Below are 15,914 nucleotides of genomic sequence, written 5' to 3'. Positions count from 1 at the left end.
GGGCGGGCGGATGGAGTTCCCGCGGCGCGCGGGCGGCAAGAGGTTTTTCATGGTTCGACCGCGAGGGTCTCGCATGGCCACCAACACGCCGGAGCCGGATCCGACGGACGGCGGGGACTTCGACTACACCGGCGGGTCCGTGGAGCGACCGGACCTCGTCGACGCGCTCGACGCCCGCGTCGACGGCGACGTGCGGTTCGACGACTACTCGAAGCGGCTGTACGCGACCGACGCCTCGGCGTACGAGGTCACCCCGATCGGCGTCGTGATCCCGGAGTCGACCGCGGACGTCGCGGCCGTCCACGAGTACTGCTTCGCGGAGGGGATCCCCGTCCTCCCGCGCGGCGGCGGCACATCCCTCGCCGGGCAGACCGTCAACGAGGCGGTCGTCCTCGACCTGACGGGCGAGATGGACGCGGTGATCGAGACCGACGCCGACGCGGAGACGGCCCGCGTCCAGGCCGGCGCGTACGTGGGCGACCTCAACGCCGCCGTCGAGGGCGACGGCCTGAAGTTCGCGCCGGACCCGGCGTGGCGCGACAAGTCCGCGGTCGGCGGCGCCATCGGCAACAACTCAACCGGCTCGCACTCGCTGAAGTACGGCAAGACGGACCACTACGTCGAGGAGGTCGAGGTCGTCCTCGCCGACGGCACCGTGGCGACGTTCGGTGAGGTCGCAGTCGACGAACTCCGCGAGTCCGCAAACGCCGACAGCGACGACCTGCTCCCCCGGATCCACGCCGAGGTCGTCCGGGTCTTAGACGAGGAGGCCGACCGGATAGACGAGCGCTACCCCGAGCTGAAGCGGAACGTCTCCGGCTACAACCTCGACCGGCTCCTCGCCGAGTACCGCGGCGAGCACGGCGAGGCGGGCGTGGTCAACCTCGCGCGGCTCATGGCCGGCAGCGAGGGGACGCTCGCGACGGTCACCGAGGCGACCGTCTCGCTCGTCGAGATCCCCGAGACGAAGGCGGTGGCGCTGCTCACCTACGACGACCTGCTGGACGCGATGGAGGACGTGGCGGCCTGTCTCGAACACGACCCCGCCGCCGTCGAGGTGATGGACGACGTGCTGCTCGGCCTCGCGGCCGACACGCCCGAGTTCGAGGACGTGGTCGGGATGCTCCCGGAGGGCACCGACTCCGCGCTCCTCGTCGAGTTTTACGCGGACAGCGACGCCGAGGGGAAACGGAAGGTCGCAGATCTCATCGCCGACCGCGTGGGCGCCGCCGACGGAGACGGGGGCGTCGACACCGCGGTCGAGCCGAGCGCTGGCGCCGCCGAGACGACGAGCCACCCCCGCCGCGCGGCCCACGCCATGGAGGCCCACGACCCCGAGAAGCGCGACCGCTTCTGGAAGATGCGCAAGGCCGGCCTCCCGATCCTCCTCTCGCGGACCACCGACGAGAAGCACATCTCCTTCATCGAGGACTGCGCCATCCCGCCCGAGCACCTCCCCGAGTACACCCGCGAGTTCCAGGAGATCCTGGCCGACAACGACACGTTCGCGACGTTCTACGCGCACGCCGGTCCCGGCGTCCTCCACGTCCGCCCGCTGATCAACACGAAGGACGTCGACGACGTGGAGGCGATGCTCGACATCGCCGACCGCGTCACTGACGCCGTGGTCCGGCTCGGCGGCTCGGTGTCCGGCGAGCACGGCGACGGCCGCGCGCGGACCCAGTGGAACCGGAAGCTGTACGGCGACGAGCTCTGGGAGGCGTTCCGCGACCTGAAGACCGCGTTCGACCCCGACTGGCTGCTCAACCCGGGCAACGTCTGCGGGGAGGTCGACATGCGCGAGAACCTGCGGTTCGACGCCGACTACGAGTACGACGCCGGTTTCGACCCCGCGATGGAGTGGGCCGTCGACAACGGGATGCAGGGGATGGTCGAACTGTGTCACGGCTGCGGCGGCTGCCGCGGCCCGCAGGAGACGACCGGCGGCGTGATGTGTCCGACCTACCGCGCCGCCGACGAGGAGATCCAGTCGACCCGCGGCCGGGCAAACATGCTCCGCGGGGCCATCAACGGCGAACTCCCCGACGACCCGACCGACGACGAGTTCGTCACCGAGGTGATGGACCTCTGTGTCGGCTGTAAGGGCTGTAAGGTGGACTGCCCGAGCGGCGTCGACATGGCGAAGCTGAAGGCCGAGGTCGAGCACGCCCACCACGAGGAACACGGGGCCGACCTCCGGACGCGGCTGCTCGGCCGCTTCGAGTCGCTAGCCCCGCTCGCGTCGCGGTTCGCGCCCCTCTCGAACCTCCCGAACAAGATCCCCGGGAGCGGCCTCCTCGCGGAGAAGGCGCTCGGCATCGCCAGGGAGCGCGACCTGCCCACCTTCCGCTCGGAGACGCTCGTCGACTGGTTCGAGGCCCGCGGCGGGGCGGGCGTCCCGCGCGAGGAGGCCGCCCGCGACGTCCTGCTGTTCCCCGACGTGTACACCACCTACACGAACCCCGGCGCCGGGAAGGCCGCGGTTCGCGTGCTGGAGGCCGCCGACTGCCACGTCCGCATACCCGACGTGGACGGCAGCGGGCGCCCGCCCCACTCGAAGGGCCTGCTCGACGTGTCGCGCGCGACGGCAAAAGACGCCGTCGAGACGCTCGCGCCGGACGTGCGCGACGGCTGGGACGTGGTCGTCGTCGAGCCCTCCGACGCCGTGATGCTCCAGTCGGACTACCACGACCTGCTCGACGGCGACGCCAGCGACGTGCCCGACGCCGACGTGGCGGCCGTCTCCGAGAGCGCCTACGGCGTCATGGAGTACGTCGACGCCCACCGGCTCGACGAGGAGCTCGCCCTCGACGCCCCCACCGAGTCGCTCACCTACCACGGCCACTGCCACCAGAAGGCGACGAAGAAGGACCACCACGCCGTCGGCGTCCTCCGGCGCGCCGGCTACGGCGTCGACCCGCTCGACTCCTCGTGTTGCGGGATGGCCGGCTCGTTCGGCTACGAGGCCGAGCACTACTCGATGAGCAAGGCCATCGGCGAGACGCTGTTCGAGCAGGTGGACGCCAGCGGCGGCGACGCCCTCGTCGCGCCGGGCACCTCCTGCCGGACGCAGCTGGAGGAGGGCCCCGGCGAGGTGCCGGAGCCGACGCACCCGATCCAGAAGCTGGCGGCCGCGCTGGCGTAGCCCGCGCTCACTCGGACTCGGGTCGCCCCGCGCCCGCGACCGCGTCACGCTCCCGCTCGCGGCGACGCCGCAACACGCGCTTGAACCCCTTCCCCGGGCCGCCCTCGATCGGCCACCCCCGCGTGCGCCACTGCGGCGGCTCCGGCGAGAACTCCGGACAGGACCCCGAGCACTCCCGCGCGGTCGGAACCTTCCCCTTCGCGGCGCAGTGCGGGACGAGCGCGCGCCCCTCGCGCCGGAGTTCGAAGTGCCGGCAGTCGGGGCGCATCGTGTCGTGGAACGAGCGCCACCCCTTCCCGTACGCCCGCTCGGCGATCTCCAAGCGCAGCGTCTCCGTCTCGGGGTCGCGGCGCTCGCCCTCCCCCGGCGCGAGGTCGCTCGGGTGCCAGGCCACGTCGGCGGCGTCGGTGTCGACGCCCGCCGCGAAGTCGGTCGCGAGGATGCCGGCCTCGACGGGCATCTCGCGGAGCAGGGCGGGCTCGACGCGCTCGCCCGTCGTCTCCGTCGCGAGCCACGCCTCGTCGGCGAGCGCGGCCTCGACGTCGTGGGCCAGTTGGTCGGCGAGCCGGTCGGCCGCCGAGCGGTCCAGGTCCGGCTTGTTCTCGACCGCGACGATCCGCTCGACCCAGTCCGGGTACGGGCGCACCCGCCGGATCTCGATGCGGTTGCCGTCGCGGCGCTTCTCGATCAGGTCCCGGCCCGCGGCGCGGTGGACCGCCTGCCGCACGTAGCGCCACGGGTAGCCCGGGTCCGGGAGGGCGTCGCGGTACCACGCCCACTCGGCGGGCGCGCCGCGGACCACGTGGAGGAGGTCGGAGTCGATGGTCCGGTCGCCGAACGCGCGCCGCCGCGCGAACGCCGCCGGGTCGACCTCGATTACGACCGTGTCCCAGCGGCGCTCCTTGGTGCCGAGCTGGCGGGCGACGATCGCCGGACGCGGCCCCTCGCTCGGGTGCCAGGCCAGCTCGGCGAACCGGCAGACCAACAGCTCGTAGCCGAACTCGGCGTCGGGCGTCACTGGTCGACCCGTCGAGCGGGGCGGACAAAAGCCAACCGCTCGGGGGTGCGACCGCCGTCGCCGTGGGCGGCTCCGTCCCGATCAGACGTACTTGCCGTCTTCCTCGTCTTTCCGCTCGTCGAGGTACTCGTGGGCCTCCTCTAAGATGTCGCGCGGGCCGTCCTGCGTGATCGTGTTGATCGCCTGGTCGTAGTCGCGCCACTGGAGGTCGCGGTGCTCCTTCGAGAGCTCCGCGCTCGCCTCGAACGAGCGGGCGATGAAGAGGTGGACCGTCTTGTGGATGGTCTTCCCGTTCGCCTCGAACACGTAGTCGTACTCCCTGCGGAACCCGTCGATCAGCCGGAAGTCCTCGATTCCGGCCTCCTCGCCGACTTCTCGTATCGCCGTCTGCTGGAGCTCCTCGTCCCCCTCGACCCCGCCTTTGGGGAACTCCCAGTCCCCCGGTCGGCTCTTCAGGAGCAGGTACTCCCGTTCGCCGCGGGTATCGCGGAAGAGGATGGCTCCGGCACTGGTCGCTTCGACCGTCATTGGCCGCAGGTAAGCGATCACCCCTAAAGAGCGTGTCGGACTTCCGAACGGTCGTGTCAGTGCGGGCTGAAAGACGAGACGGCGGGGTTCCGAGCATCGCCGGACGGTCGAAACGGCGCCACACCGCTCTCGGTACCGGTCAATAGCACTCCGTCGGTCTCATAGTTCGTTTTATGATTGCGTCGCACGTGACCCGGAATAATGGGAGCGACCGCTGAGGTTCGGCGGCGGTGTCGGCTCGCGACGGAACCGCACCCCGACAGGGGCGTGACTCTCCACGGCGTCGACGGCCGGACGTATCACGCCATCGACGCGACCGAGGACGCCCGCGATCGCTTGGCTGACCTACGCCTCGGGGACGCGGTCGAAGTCGTCCTCGAATCCGTCCGCTGTCGGGGCGACGGCTGGCGGATAACCCGATTACGCGAGGTCGACCGAGGGAACGCTCCGGCCGGCCGTCTTCAGGGAACTGGTCCGACACAGCGCCGACCGTCCGGCGAGCGGGACGACTCCGCGGGCCGGCTAAACGCGAAGCCGTAACTCGGGGTTTGAGCCCGAACGCGGCCGCGGCGCGCGGCAGTGCGGATACCGCGGGCTACGCTCGGCTCCAGCGACCGTCGCGGCCGGCGCGAATTCGGGGCCGGAATTGCGGGTAGATGCGTTTTTACCGCTCGGGCGGCCATTGGCGGACGACCCCCAGCCATGACCTTCGTCACGAAACTCGACTTCGCGTCCGGCGACCGCGACGTGCTCGTCGAGACCGTCCAGGAGCTCAAGGAGACGCTCGAACGCAAGGGCGCCGAGTGCAAGGGCCCGCACGCGAGCCCCTCGGAGCGCGTCACCGTCCCGCTGTACAAGGACCTCGCGCCCGGCGACGAGTTCTCGCCGTGGCGCTACGACGTGTACCGCCGCTCGATGGAGATCCACGGCGCCGACGACATCGCGCGCGACGTGGTCGGCCGCGACTTCCCCGACTCGATCCACGTCGAGGTCGAGGTCGACCAGAAGAAGCCGCTCGGGCACCGACGCGACTGAGCCGGTCACGGTCCAGAACGGCCGGGCGACGCGGTCACGGCTGCGCTTTTCGCCGCGACGACACTCCCCAGCGAGCCGCCGGCTCGTCAGCCGAGCGTCCGCAGGTTCTCCGTTTCGACGCGGTCCGGGAGCCGCTCCAGCGCCGCGTCGCACCACGCGTCGTGGCCGAGCGTGAGCGCCGTCTCGGGGTTGGCGTCCGCGAGCGCGGTCACGCCCGCCGCGGCCGCGACCTGCGCCGCGTCGTCGGTCCGCTCGGGCACCTCGGCGGTGAGGGGGTACGTCTCCGAGAGCGCGGGCGGGTAGGGGCCGAACGGCGGCTTCACGCGCCACACGGCGTCGTAGGCGTGGTCGGAGGGCGCCTTCGACTCGGTGAGCAGCAGGTCGTCCGGCGCCGCCAGCCGGCCGAGGCGGTCACGGTGCCGTCGCACCTCGGGCCGGCGCGCCGCCTCGTGGGAGGTGTAGAAGAACGCGTCCTTCGAGCCGGGGTCGGTGCGCTCCAGCTCCCCGGCGTGGTCGAGCAGCGCGCGGTAGCCGTCGAGCATCGCGGGGTGGCCGCGGGCGCGGCGGTCGACTAAGTCGAGCAGGTTCCCGGACCGGATCGCCTCCTTCACGCGGCGCAGCTCCTCGAAGGTGACGTGGAGGTTGTGCTCGGCGAGCAGCCGCTCCGTCTCGCCGTCGCCGAAGCCGCGGAGGTCGGCCGGGGTGTGGTCCGCGCAGACGGGACACGAGCAGGGGAAGTAGTCGAGGTCCTCCAGGTGCTCCGTCCCCGACACCGTGAGGTAGCGGCCGTCGCGGGCCATCAGCGCGTAGGCGGCCGAGTCGAACAGGTCGCAGCCGGCCGCGACCGCGAGGGCCAACATCATGGGGTGGCCGGCGCCGAACAGGTGGACCGGAACGCCCGGGCCGAGGCCGCGCTTCGCCGCGCGGACCGTCTCGACGACCTCGGCGTAGCGATACGAGTTGAGCAGCGGGACCATCGCGCCGACCGGGAACACGTCGAGGTCGGTCGCGGCCGCGTGCCGCCCCGCCGCCTCGCGGAGGTCGGCGTACGTCGCGCCCTGGACCGGGGCGTTGACGAGCATCTCGCCGGTGTCTGCGTCCTCCGCGTCCGCGAGCGCCCGCTTCGTCGTCTCCAACTCCCGCTCGGCCCGCTCGCGGTCCGCGTCGGGCGGCGTCGGCACGTCGACGGGGGTCGCCACGTCGCTCCCGATCCGCCGCTGGAACTCGATGATCTCCGCGGTCGTCACGTCGATGTCGCCGTACTCGGCCAGCTGGAAGGAGCCCGAGTCGGTCATGATCGCGCCGTCGAACCCGAGGAACTCGTGGAGCCCCTCGTCGACCACGCGGTCGCGGATGCGGTCCGTGCTGCGGATGATGTAGGAGTTCGTGATCAGCATCTCCGCGCCGAACTCCTCGCGGAGCCGCTCGGGCTCGATCGTGAGCACGTTGGGGTTGACCACGGGCAGAAGCGCCGGCGTCTCGACCGTGACGTCGGCGCGCGGGACCTCCAGCCGCCCGATCCGCCCGGCGGCGTCGTGGTCCCGGATCTCGAAGTGATCGCGCATACCCCGACTGCGCGGACGCGAGCGGTAAGGGTTGCGTTCGGCGGCGAGCGCGCCGCCGGGAGCGCGGTCGCGCCCCCGTTACAGCCCGGTCGGGTGCGGGAGGTACGTCGTCTCGACGCCCCAGTCGTCGGTCAGCGACTGGAGCGCGCGGACGCCGAACGTCTCCGTGGCGTAGTGGCCGGCGAGGAACACCGTGAGGCCCGCCTCCCGCGCGTCGTGGTACGCCTGCTGTTTCCCCTCGCCGGTGATCAGCGCGTCGGCGCCGGCGGCGACCGCCTCGTCGAGCCAGTCGACCCCGGATCCGGTGACGACCGCGACCCGTTCGATCTCGTCGGGGCCGAAGTCGAGCACCCGCGTCGGGGACGGCTCGCCGTCCGGCTGCCCCTCGAAGCCGTCGAGCGTCTCCCGGATCGCCGCCGCCGACCGCGGTTCCGCCGCTTCGCCGATCGTGCCGATCGTCACCGGTCCCATCTCGCCGAACGGGTCGCGGTCCGCGAGCCCGACCGCGTCCGCGACGCCGGCGGCGTTGCCCAGTTCCTGATGGCCGTCGAGCGGGAGGTGCGAGACGTACAGCGCGATGTCGTGCTCGACCAGGGCTGCGATCCGGTCGTGGACCCGTCCGGTGACGCGCTCGATTCCCCCCCACGAGAGCCCGTGGTGGACGACGAGGGCGTCGGCATCCGAGTCGGCGGCGGCCTCGATCGTCGCCCGCGCGGCGTCGACCGCGAATGCGACGCGTTCGATCTCGGCCGCCTCCGGCCCCACCTGGAGCCCGTTCGCGCTCGCGTCGACGTCGGCGTACGCGGCCGTGTCGAGTCGGTCGTCGAGTCGTTCGACGTACTCGGAGAGCTTCATACCGACCCGTGGACCGGCCGGGGAATAAAGCGCGGCGGTCCGCGGGGACCGGTCCGGTCGGGATCGTGAGCGGTCGGTGACGCAGCGGCCGAGACGAGAATCAGTCGTCGAGTTCCTCTGCGACGGAGTCCGGGATCGCGTCCGGCCCGCCGGCCCCGGCCTCGGTGAGGTCCGCCTCGTCCGGCGCCTCCGCCTGCGCGGTGAACTCGGGGTCGAACAGCTGGAGGGCGGTCCGGATCGTCTCCCAGTCGTCCTCGCCGGCGGCGTCACGGAGCGACCGGGTGGGGGCGGCGAGCAACTGGCCGACGAGCGCGTCCGCCAGGTCCTCGACCGTCTCGCGCTGCTCGTCGCTCAGGTCGCCCTGCGCCTCCAGCTTCGACATCGCGCGGTCGAGCTCGCGCGCCTTCACCCGGTCCGCGCCGGCGTACATCGCCGAGATGGCGTCGTCGGCGCGCTTGCGCTTGTACGCCTCCAGGATGCGGTCGAGCTCGTCGTCGATTATCGACTCGACCTTCCGGGCCTCCTCGGCGCGGCTCTCGCGGGTCCGCCGCGTGACGTCCTCGAGGTCGTCGATGTCGTAGACGGTGACGCCCTCGCGGGCGCCGGCCGCGGGGTCGACGTCGCGGGGCTGCGCGATGTCGATACAGACGACGCGACCGGCGCCGTCGACGTAGGAGGGATGGACGACAAGGTCGGGGCTCCCGGTCGCGGTGACGACGAGGTCGGCCTCGGGGATCACCGCGGGGAGGTCGGCGAGCGACACCGCCTCCGCCGGGGTGTCGACCTCCTCGACGACGAACTCCGCGTGGGGCACGGTGCGGTTCGCGACGACGATCTCGGAGACGGCGGTGTCGTCGAGCGTGCGGGCCGCGAGCGTCCCCATCTCGCCGGCGCCGACCACGACGGCCGTCCCGTCGGTGAGGTCGATCTCGCCCGCCGCCAGCCGGACGGCCGCGGAGCCGAGCGAGACGACGCCCTCGTTGATCTCGGTCTCCGTCCGCGCGCGCTCGCCGACGTGGAGCGCCTTCGTCACGGCGTCTTTGAGCACCGGCCCGATGCCGCCCGCCGACTTCGACTCCTCGTAGGCCTCGCGCAGCTGGCCGATGATCTGGTCTTCGCCGAGCACGAGCGACTCCAGCCCGGAGGCGACGCGCATCAGGTGTTCCAGACTCTCCTCGTGGTCGAGGCGGCGGGCCGCCCCGGCGCGTACGTCGGGGGCGAACGTCGACAGCGCCGTCGCCCCGTCGACGGTCCGGTCGGTGACGACGTACGCCTCCGAGCGGTTGCACGTCTGCACCGCGAACGCCTCTTCGACTCCCTCGCGTGCGAGCAGGTCCGAGACGGTCGCGCGGACGCCGTCGCCGCCGGCGGCCTCGATCTCGTCGACGGTCGCGTCGGCGTGGGCGACGCTCACGCCGGCGATCGCACCCGTCTCTCTCATCGGTCGAGTACCTCCTCGATCACGGTGTCGGCCTCTTGCCGTCCGTTGGATCTCCCCTTTTGTAAACCCTTCCAAACCCCCCGGGATCTGACAACGCGCCGGACCGCTTCCCGGCGTTTCGCGGGCGGGACGCCCGCCGCTTTCAGCTCCTCGCGGATCTCGCCCGAGAGCGCCGCCATCGCGCCCGCCCCCTCGATCTCGGCCTCGATCCGCTCGCGCAGCGCCTTCGCGAGCGCGGGGCTCGTGCCCCCCGTCGAGAGCGCCACGGTCACTGGGTCGTCCTCCACCGTCGCGGGGACGACGACGCTCCCGGGGTCGCGGCCGCCCGACACGTCCGTCCGGTTGACGAGGATCCCGCGGTCCAGCGCGGCCGACTCGACGGCGGCGTTGACCGCTGCGTCGTCGGTCGCGGCGACCGCGAGCGCCGGGTCGAGGCGGTCGATCCAGTCTGGCACCGCCTCCGGGTCCGGGGCGGCGCGTATCAGTTCGACGGACGGCTCGTCAGGGCGCTCGTCCGCGAGCGACAGCAGCCGCTCGTCGAACTCGGGGCTGACGACGACCACCCGCGCCACCTCGTCGAACCCGCGCGCCTTGCGCGCGCCGACGGCGCCGCCGCCGAAGACGGCGACGGTCTCGCCCGCGAGGTCGTGGTACAGCGGGGTCACGCCGTGTTGCTGTCCGCCCGGTCCGCGATGCGGATGCCGGTCTTCTTCAGGATGCGCGTCGAGAACAGCGTGTCCCAGTCGTCGGCGCCCACGTCCCAGTGCTCGGCCATGAGCTCCCTGACCTCCGCGATCCGGCGCTCGCTCTCCGCCTCCGTGCGGCCGTGCGTCATCGCGAAGAAGTTGTACTCCCAGACGCCGGCGTGGCGCGGCCGCTCGTAGCAGTGCGTGACGAAGTCCAGCGACGCGACCGCGGGCCCGACCTCGTCTAAGACCTCCTCGGGCACGTTCCAGACCGTCATCCCGTTCTCCGTGTAGCCGAGCGCGTAGTGGTTCGGGATGACGCCGACGCGGCGCACCTTCCCCTCCCGCTCGAACCGCTTGATCGTCTCGATCACCCAGTCGACGTCGGCCCCGATCGCCGCCGCCACGTCGGCGTACGGCGTCTCCGTGATCGGGAGGCCGCCCTGGATCTCGACCACGAGGTCGCGCTCGTCGGGCGTGAGCGTCCCGCGGTCGCTCGGCGCGACCTCGGGACCCAGATGCGAGAGGTCCACGTCGCCGTCGGGCACCGGCCCGTCGACGAGGAACTTCGCGCCGACGTGGAACTCCCGGAGCTTCGGGAGGTTGTACGTCTCCTGGCCCGTCGCGGCCTCGATCTCCGCGAGCACCTCCTCGACGCGGTCGTGGCCGTCCTTGTCTGGGTCGGGGTGGTCGGCGACGCTCACCACGAACCACATGTTGAGGTGCGGGTGCTCCCGCTCGTAGTTGTGCGCGACCGCGGTGAACTCGTTCACCGTCTCCGCGATCTCGTCGTAGCGGTCCTCGGGCGCGTGTATGGCGACGAGCGACGCCGCCCCGCCGATCTCCTCGGCGTTGACGAGCGCCCCGAACCGCGAGAGGATCCCTTCCTCGTCGAGTTCGCGGACGCGCTCGCAGAGCTCCGGCCCCGTGACCTCGACGCCGCGCTCCCCGAGCGCGGCCGCCGCCGCGTCGAAGGGCCGCTCCGCGACCGGGAAGCCGCCCTGGAACGCGTTGATGATCGCGCGGTCGAGCGCCGTTAGATCCGCGTCGACCTCCTGCATGGACCGATCTCGGACCCGAGCGAGAATAAGCGATTCGACCCGTCGCCGCGGCGGGCCTACCCGTCGAGGTCGCGGGCGATGTCCGCGAGCGACGACCGCGGCCCCCTGTTCGCGTCGTACAGGGTCCGCTCGCCCGGGATACGCAGCCCGTACAGCTCGCCTGGCACCACCACGTCGAGGACGACGCTGTCCCCGGGCTCCCGACCGTTCGCGTCGAGCCACTCGACCAGGCGGTTCGCCCCCTCGCCGGCCTCGCGCGCGAGCCGCCGGTTGTCGTACGCGCCGCGGAGCAGCCGCCCGTTCGAGTCGGCCGCGACCCGCGCGTGGTACTCCTCGCGGTCGATCGCGACGCGGATCACGTCACCCGCGCTCACGCCGAGCGCGTCGCAGGCGCCGGACTCGACGCGCCCGTCGAGCGCGTCGTCGTCCGGGAGCCTGACGCAGGGGCGGCGAGTGCCGCCGCTGCGGGCGAGCGAGACGCGAATCGAGGAAACGTCCTCGCCGTCGGAGGGAACGCGAGGCATCGGGGCGCCTTACTCGTCGGCGTCGTCGTCGCCCTCGCCGAGCGCGGCCGCCACGTCGCCGTCGCCGTCGACGACGCTGGCGTTGATCTGCGCGATGTCGTCGTCGATCTCGCGGCCGCGGACGGTGATCCGCTTGCGCTCGCCCTCGCGTGACGGCTCGAAGCCGACGCCGCCCTCCAGGAGGAGCTCCTTCAGGCGGGTGCCGGAGACGTCCTCGCGCATCGGGCGCCCGGTCTCGTCGGAGCCGCCGGTGAGTTCGATGGTGTGTTCGGGGAGTCCGACCGCGTCGCCGCCGATCTCGTCGCCGAGTTCGCGACCGAGGAATCGGTTGGCGTCCTGTCCGTCGACCTCTCGCTGGAACGTCTCGCCGGTCTCGGGGTCGGCGACGACGACTTTGAATTCGGCCATGCGCGAACCCAGATGCCCGCGCATAAAAAGCACGTCGAAACGTCGGAACCGCGGGCCGCGGCGCGCTCAGGCGTCTGCCCCGTCGACGCGGACGATCTCGCGTTCGCCGTCCCCCCACGCGCCCTCGACGAACGCGGCCTCGACGGCGCGAGCGACGGCGTCGGGGTCGTCCGGGCCGCCCGCGCCCGCGACGCTCCCGACCGATCCGGGGTCGAACGGCACGTCGAGCGCGCCGTAGACGCGGTCGGTGACTCGCGCGATCGGGTCGGGATCGTCCGCCGAGGCGACGAGGACGCCCGCGACGAGCGCCGCGTCGGCGCGCACGCGCTGGGCGAGCCCCGCGATCTTCCCCCCGTTCGCGTCGCCGGCGCCGTCGGCGACCCGCAGCGAGTGGTCGCCGGGGCAGAACGCGTTCGGCGGCTCCCCGCGGACCACGTCCGCGCCGAGGTCGCGGAGCGCGTCGCGGAGCGCCTCGGTCGCCGTCTCGTACCGCGCGTCGATCGACCCGCGGCCGGCCCCGGTCGGTACCGCGACGCCGAACGACAGCGTCGCCCCCGTGTACGCGACCGCGCGGCCGCCCACGTCGCGCTCGACTGACGGGAACCCCGCCGCCTCGGCCGCCCGCTTCGCCGCCTCGAACCCGGGCTCGCGGGCGTCGCGCCGGCCGAACGCGACCTGTCGCGGGGGCGCGGTGACGCGGACCGCGGGGACGCCGTCCGCGGCCGACGCGAGCAGGTCGGCCGTCGGCTCCCGGTCGGCGGCCGGCGTCGCGAACTCCCCTCTGAAGACGCGCATGACGGAGCCGAGGGGGGGATCGCACAAGCCCTTTGCGCCGAGGGCGCCGCGCGGCGGGGGTCGCGGGTCTGCGCGGCCGGCGACCGCCCGCCCGCCGCCGTCCCGTGACACAACAGTTTTGTCGGCCCTGGAAGTGGTACAGGTATCGATGAGCGATCTGGGCGCGCTGCCGGTCCAAGCGTACCTGACCGCCTGCCTGCTGGCGGGGGGCATCGGGCTCTGGCTCGGCCGGGTCGCGTGGCGGGAGCGCGACGAGCCCGGGGGGATCGAGGTCGCGCTCTACCTCCTGTGCGGCGGCGGCGCCTCGCTCCTGTATGCCCTCCAAGTCGCCGCATCCGGCGAGGTCACGATGACGGTCGCGCTCAACCTGTCGACGCCGCTGCTGGGCGCGTTGCCCGTCCTCTGGATCCTCTTCGCGCTGGCGTTCACCGGCCGCGACCGCTGGCGGACGGAGAACCGGATCGTCGCGCTCGCGACCCCCGCGTTCGTCTGGGTCCTGCTCGCGTGGTCGAGCGGCACCCACGGGCTCGCCCGCCGCTCCGTGGCGCCGGTGACGGAGGGGCCGTTCACGCTGCTCGGCTACGGGCTCGGTCCCGCCGGGGGGTTGTTCGTCCTCCTCGCGTACGGGCTGTGCGTCGCCGGCGCGTTCCTCGTCGTCGACCTCTACGAGCGGACGGGGAACCGCTACCGGCTCCAGACGTTCGTCGTCCTGCTCGGCACGCTGTTCCCGTTCCTGGCCGGCATCGCGACGTTCGTCGACGTGGGGAGCTACGAGAACCTCTCGTGGCTGCCGACGGCGTTCGTGATCCACGGCGTGTTCCTCTACGGCACCGTCTTCTGGCTCGGCACCCTCGACGCGGCGGTCGTCGCGCGCGACACCGCCGTCGAGGTGATGCAGGACCCCGTGATCGTCTCCGGCTCCGACGGGCGCATCCGCGACCTGAACCCCGCCGCCGAGGCGATCCTCCCGCCGGACGCGGTCGGGTCGTCGCTGTCGGAGGTGTTCCCGCGCCTGGAGGTCGGCGTCGAGCACCCGATCGCCATCGGCGACCGGCAGTTCGACATCCAGGAGAACCCGATCACCGACCCGCGGGGGACCGACCGCGGCCACGTCTTCCTGCTCCGCGACGTGACCGCCCGCGAGGAGCGCCAGGCCGAGCTGGAGCGCCGAGAGGCCGAGCTCGAGCGGCAGAACGAGCGCTTAGAGGAGTTCGCCGGCGTCGTCTCCCACGACCTGCGCAACCCGCTCGCGGCCGCGTCGGCGGGCGTCGAACTGGCCCGCCAGCGCGGCGACGACCCCGACGGCGCCTTGGAGCGGGCGGCGAACGCCCACGAGCGGATGGACGACATGATAGAGGGGCTGCTCGCGCTGGCGACCGCCGGCGAGACGGTCGACGAGCTCGACCGCGTCTCGCTCGACGGGACGGTGCGGCGCGTCTGGTCGCGGCTGGAGACCGCCGAGGCGACCCTGACCGTCGAGGGCGGCGACGCGACGGTGCTGGCGGACCGCGACCGCCTCGAACAGCTGGTGTCGAACCTGTTCCGCAACGCGATCGACCACGCGGGCGAGGACGTCGCCGTCACCGTCTCCGTCGAGGCCGACGGCGACCGGGTCGAGCTGGCGGTCGGCGACGACGGGCCAGGGGTCCCCGCGGCGGAGCGCGAGCGCGTCACCGAGCGCGGCGTGTCGCTCGGCGGCGGGACCGGCCTGGGACTGGCCATCGTCGGCGACATCGTCGAGGCGCACGGGTGGTCGCTCTCGGTCGCCGAGTCAGACGCCGGCGGCGCGGAGTTCGTCATCGAGGGGATGGAGGCGGCGGACGCGTGACCGGTCCGCAGACCGAGGGGGCCGACACGCCCGGGACGACCGTCGCGCTCCCTAGCGAGGTCGTCAGCGAGTACGAGAAGTTCTCGCGGTTCAACTCCCCGTACCCGGCTCACGACCGCGGCCGCGCCGTCGACCTGTATCCGCGCGACGGCGTCGGGCGCTCCCCGGTCGCCGGGGTCGTCAGCGAGGTCCGCACCGTCGGCTGTCCGGACCGCCCGTACGCGGCCGCGGAGGACCACCTGATCGTCGTCGACCTCGACGATGGGTGGTGCGCGCGGGCGAGCGTTCCCCCGGGCACCGTCGCGCGGATCCTCCACGTGATCCCCGAGGTGGAACCCGGCGACCAAGTGGCCGTCGGCGACGCGCTCGGCCCGACGACGCGCTCCGGCTTCTTCGGGCAGTGGGTCGACGACCACGTCCACCTCGGCTTCCGGGCCCCGGGCGCGGACCTCCTCCGGGCCAGCGGGTCCCTCCCGGTCGCCGTCGACGCCGCGGTCGAGCCGGTCGCCTGGGACGGGACGGGCGCCGTCGTCGAGCGCGGGCCGACCCACGTCGTCCTCGACGGACTGCGCCGCTCCGGGGCCGGGCCGGCGTTCGCCGCGCTCGCGAGTGACGAGGGCGTCCCGCTCGACGGCGGGCTGACACACTACGCGGGCGGCGGGACGTTCGCGCGCGCCCCGAAGCCGGCGGACGGCGCGGGCGCCGGATCGCTCGGCCCGGGCGACGCGGTGTCGCTGCTCGGGACGCGGGTCGGCACCGCGGCCGACCACGAGGCGGCGGGCGGCGCGCCGCGCGTCGAGTGGGACGCCGTCGACGTCCTCGCGAACGGCGAGCGCGTCGTCGGACTGTCCCTGTTCGCGTCGCGGACCGACCGGTTCGGCGTCAAGGTGGTCTGCCCGGACCGCGAGTTCGCCGTCGGCGAATCGGTGACGGTTGAGGTCGTCCCGAGCGACGACCCGATCCGCCTCGGCGTCGGGTGAGCGGCGACGGGAATCGCCGGCCGGTTGTCTCGCGTTTCCGGGGGG

15 protein-coding genes are annotated in these 15,914 nt (G+C 72.9%); 5 read left to right on the top strand and 10 right to left on the bottom strand.

The genetic code is table 11. The features are described 5' to 3' along the window. Positions 1-73 precede the first annotated feature (73 nt). Complete coding sequence (locus DVK05_RS04545; protein ID WP_121562209.1) at positions 74-3,145, top strand: FAD-binding and (Fe-S)-binding domain-containing protein; 3,072 nt, start codon at positions 74-76, stop codon at positions 3,143-3,145. A gap of 7 nt (positions 3,146-3,152) precedes the next feature. Here DVK05_RS04545 and DVK05_RS04540 read toward each other — a convergent pair whose 3' ends face one another. Then, a complete protein-coding gene (locus tag DVK05_RS04540) occupies positions 3,153-4,163 on the bottom strand; it encodes a DUF5787 family protein (RefSeq protein WP_121562208.1) in 1,011 nt (336 codons plus the stop codon). Positions 4,164-4,244: 81 nt separating this feature from the next. Further along, positions 4,245-4,691: a bis(5'-nucleosyl)-tetraphosphatase gene (locus tag DVK05_RS04535; protein ID WP_121562207.1), complete on the bottom strand. Its 447-nt coding sequence runs from the start codon at positions 4,689-4,691 to the stop codon at positions 4,245-4,247. Positions 4,692-4,892: 201 nt separating this feature from the next. Between DVK05_RS04535 and DVK05_RS04530 the strand changes: the two genes are divergently transcribed. Together DVK05_RS04530 and DVK05_RS04525 are read left to right on the top strand one after the other, a co-directional pair. Continuing rightward, complete coding sequence (locus DVK05_RS04530) at positions 4,893-5,231, top strand: hypothetical protein (RefSeq protein WP_121562206.1); 339 nt, start codon at positions 4,893-4,895, stop codon at positions 5,229-5,231. 162 nt (positions 5,232-5,393) lie between these two features. Then, on the top strand, positions 5,394-5,726 hold the full coding sequence (locus tag DVK05_RS04525) for an uS10/mL48 family ribosomal protein (RefSeq protein ID WP_121562205.1): 333 nt from the start codon (positions 5,394-5,396) through the stop codon (positions 5,724-5,726). Positions 5,727-5,812: 86 nt separating this feature from the next. Here the strand turns inward: DVK05_RS04525 and tgtA are convergent, their stop codons facing one another. The 8 genes from tgtA to DVK05_RS04485 all read right to left on the bottom strand — a co-directional run bounded on the left by tgtA (position 5,813) and on the right by DVK05_RS04485 (position 13,061). Then, positions 5,813-7,291, bottom strand: a complete 1,479-nt coding sequence (gene tgtA, locus DVK05_RS04520; RefSeq protein ID WP_121562204.1) for a tRNA guanosine(15) transglycosylase TgtA — start codon at positions 7,289-7,291, stop codon at positions 5,813-5,815. A 78-nt stretch (positions 7,292-7,369) separates the two neighbouring features. Continuing rightward, positions 7,370-8,146, bottom strand: coding sequence for a Nif3-like dinuclear metal center hexameric protein (locus DVK05_RS04515; protein WP_121562203.1), 777 nt, complete (start codon positions 8,144-8,146; stop codon positions 7,370-7,372). 100 nt (positions 8,147-8,246) lie between these two features. Continuing rightward, positions 8,247-9,587 (bottom strand): glutamyl-tRNA reductase, encoded by a 1,341-nt coding sequence (gene hemA / locus DVK05_RS04510; protein ID WP_121562202.1) that lies wholly within the window; start codon positions 9,585-9,587, stop codon positions 8,247-8,249. Further along, positions 9,584-10,252 (bottom strand): bifunctional precorrin-2 dehydrogenase/sirohydrochlorin ferrochelatase, encoded by a 669-nt coding sequence (locus DVK05_RS04505; protein ID WP_121562201.1) that lies wholly within the window; start codon positions 10,250-10,252, stop codon positions 9,584-9,586. Before DVK05_RS04505 ends, hemA begins: the two co-directional genes overlap by 4 nt. Continuing rightward, the gene (locus DVK05_RS04500; protein WP_121562200.1) at positions 10,249-11,334 is read right to left on the bottom strand and encodes an Lrp/AsnC family transcriptional regulator; all 1,086 of its coding nucleotides are present in this window, start codon (positions 11,332-11,334) and stop codon (positions 10,249-10,251) included. Before DVK05_RS04500 ends, DVK05_RS04505 begins: the two co-directional genes overlap by 4 nt. Positions 11,335-11,390: 56 nt before the next feature. Next, positions 11,391-11,858: a hypothetical protein gene (locus DVK05_RS04495; RefSeq protein WP_121562199.1), complete on the bottom strand. Its 468-nt coding sequence runs from the start codon at positions 11,856-11,858 to the stop codon at positions 11,391-11,393. Between the two features lie 9 nt (positions 11,859-11,867). Continuing rightward, on the bottom strand, positions 11,868-12,266 hold the full coding sequence (locus DVK05_RS04490) for a 30S ribosomal protein S6e (protein WP_121562198.1): 399 nt from the start codon (positions 12,264-12,266) through the stop codon (positions 11,868-11,870). Positions 12,267-12,332: 66 nt separating this feature from the next. Next, positions 12,333-13,061 (bottom strand): lipoate--protein ligase family protein, encoded by a 729-nt coding sequence (locus tag DVK05_RS04485; RefSeq protein ID WP_121562197.1) that lies wholly within the window; start codon positions 13,059-13,061, stop codon positions 12,333-12,335. Positions 13,062-13,209: 148 nt separating this feature from the next. Between DVK05_RS04485 and DVK05_RS04480 the strand changes: the two genes are divergently transcribed. Both DVK05_RS04480 and DVK05_RS04475 read left to right on the top strand, forming a co-directional pair. Next, positions 13,210-14,889, top strand: coding sequence for a histidine kinase N-terminal 7TM domain-containing protein (locus DVK05_RS04480; RefSeq protein ID WP_121562196.1), 1,680 nt, complete (start codon positions 13,210-13,212; stop codon positions 14,887-14,889). Further along, the gene (locus tag DVK05_RS04475; RefSeq protein ID WP_121562195.1) at positions 14,886-15,869 is read left to right on the top strand and encodes a hypothetical protein; all 984 of its coding nucleotides are present in this window, start codon (positions 14,886-14,888) and stop codon (positions 15,867-15,869) included. Before DVK05_RS04480 ends, DVK05_RS04475 begins: the two co-directional genes overlap by 4 nt. Positions 15,870-15,914 lie beyond the last annotated feature (45 nt).

This window comes from Halorubrum sp. Atlit-8R (genome assembly GCF_003666025.1).
Lineage (GTDB): Archaea > Halobacteriota > Halobacteria > Halobacteriales > Haloferacaceae > Halorubrum > Halorubrum salinarum.
The sequence above is the reverse complement of the archived record's forward strand: the minus strand, read 5'-3'. Positions and strand labels throughout refer to the sequence as shown.

What these genes read in the sequence shown, in the direction of transcription:
- DVK05_RS04525 (WP_121562205.1), top strand. Translation starts at nt 5,394, where the DNA reads ATGACCTTCGTCACGAAACTCGACTTCGCGTCCGGCGACCGCGACGTG.
- tgtA (WP_121562204.1), bottom strand. Translation starts at nt 7,291, where the DNA reads ATGCGCGATCACTTCGAGATCCGGGACCACGACGCCGCCGGGCGGATC.
- DVK05_RS04545 (WP_121562209.1), top strand. Translation starts at nt 74, where the DNA reads ATGGCCACCAACACGCCGGAGCCGGATCCGACGGACGGCGGGGACTTC.
- DVK05_RS04485 (WP_121562197.1), bottom strand. Translation starts at nt 13,061, where the DNA reads ATGCGCGTCTTCAGAGGGGAGTTCGCGACGCCGGCCGCCGACCGGGAG.
- DVK05_RS04530 (WP_121562206.1), top strand. Translation starts at nt 4,893, where the DNA reads ATGGGAGCGACCGCTGAGGTTCGGCGGCGGTGTCGGCTCGCGACGGAA.
- DVK05_RS04490 (WP_121562198.1), bottom strand. Translation starts at nt 12,266, where the DNA reads ATGGCCGAATTCAAAGTCGTCGTCGCCGACCCCGAGACCGGCGAGACG.
- DVK05_RS04500 (WP_121562200.1), bottom strand. Translation starts at nt 11,334, where the DNA reads ATGCAGGAGGTCGACGCGGATCTAACGGCGCTCGACCGCGCGATCATC.
- DVK05_RS04495 (WP_121562199.1), bottom strand. Translation starts at nt 11,858, where the DNA reads ATGCCTCGCGTTCCCTCCGACGGCGAGGACGTTTCCTCGATTCGCGTC.
- DVK05_RS04535 (WP_121562207.1), bottom strand. Translation starts at nt 4,691, where the DNA reads ATGACGGTCGAAGCGACCAGTGCCGGAGCCATCCTCTTCCGCGATACC.
- hemA (WP_121562202.1), bottom strand. Translation starts at nt 9,587, where the DNA reads ATGAGAGAGACGGGTGCGATCGCCGGCGTGAGCGTCGCCCACGCCGAC.
- DVK05_RS04515 (WP_121562203.1), bottom strand. Translation starts at nt 8,146, where the DNA reads ATGAAGCTCTCCGAGTACGTCGAACGACTCGACGACCGACTCGACACG.
- DVK05_RS04480 (WP_121562196.1), top strand. Translation starts at nt 13,210, where the DNA reads ATGAGCGATCTGGGCGCGCTGCCGGTCCAAGCGTACCTGACCGCCTGC.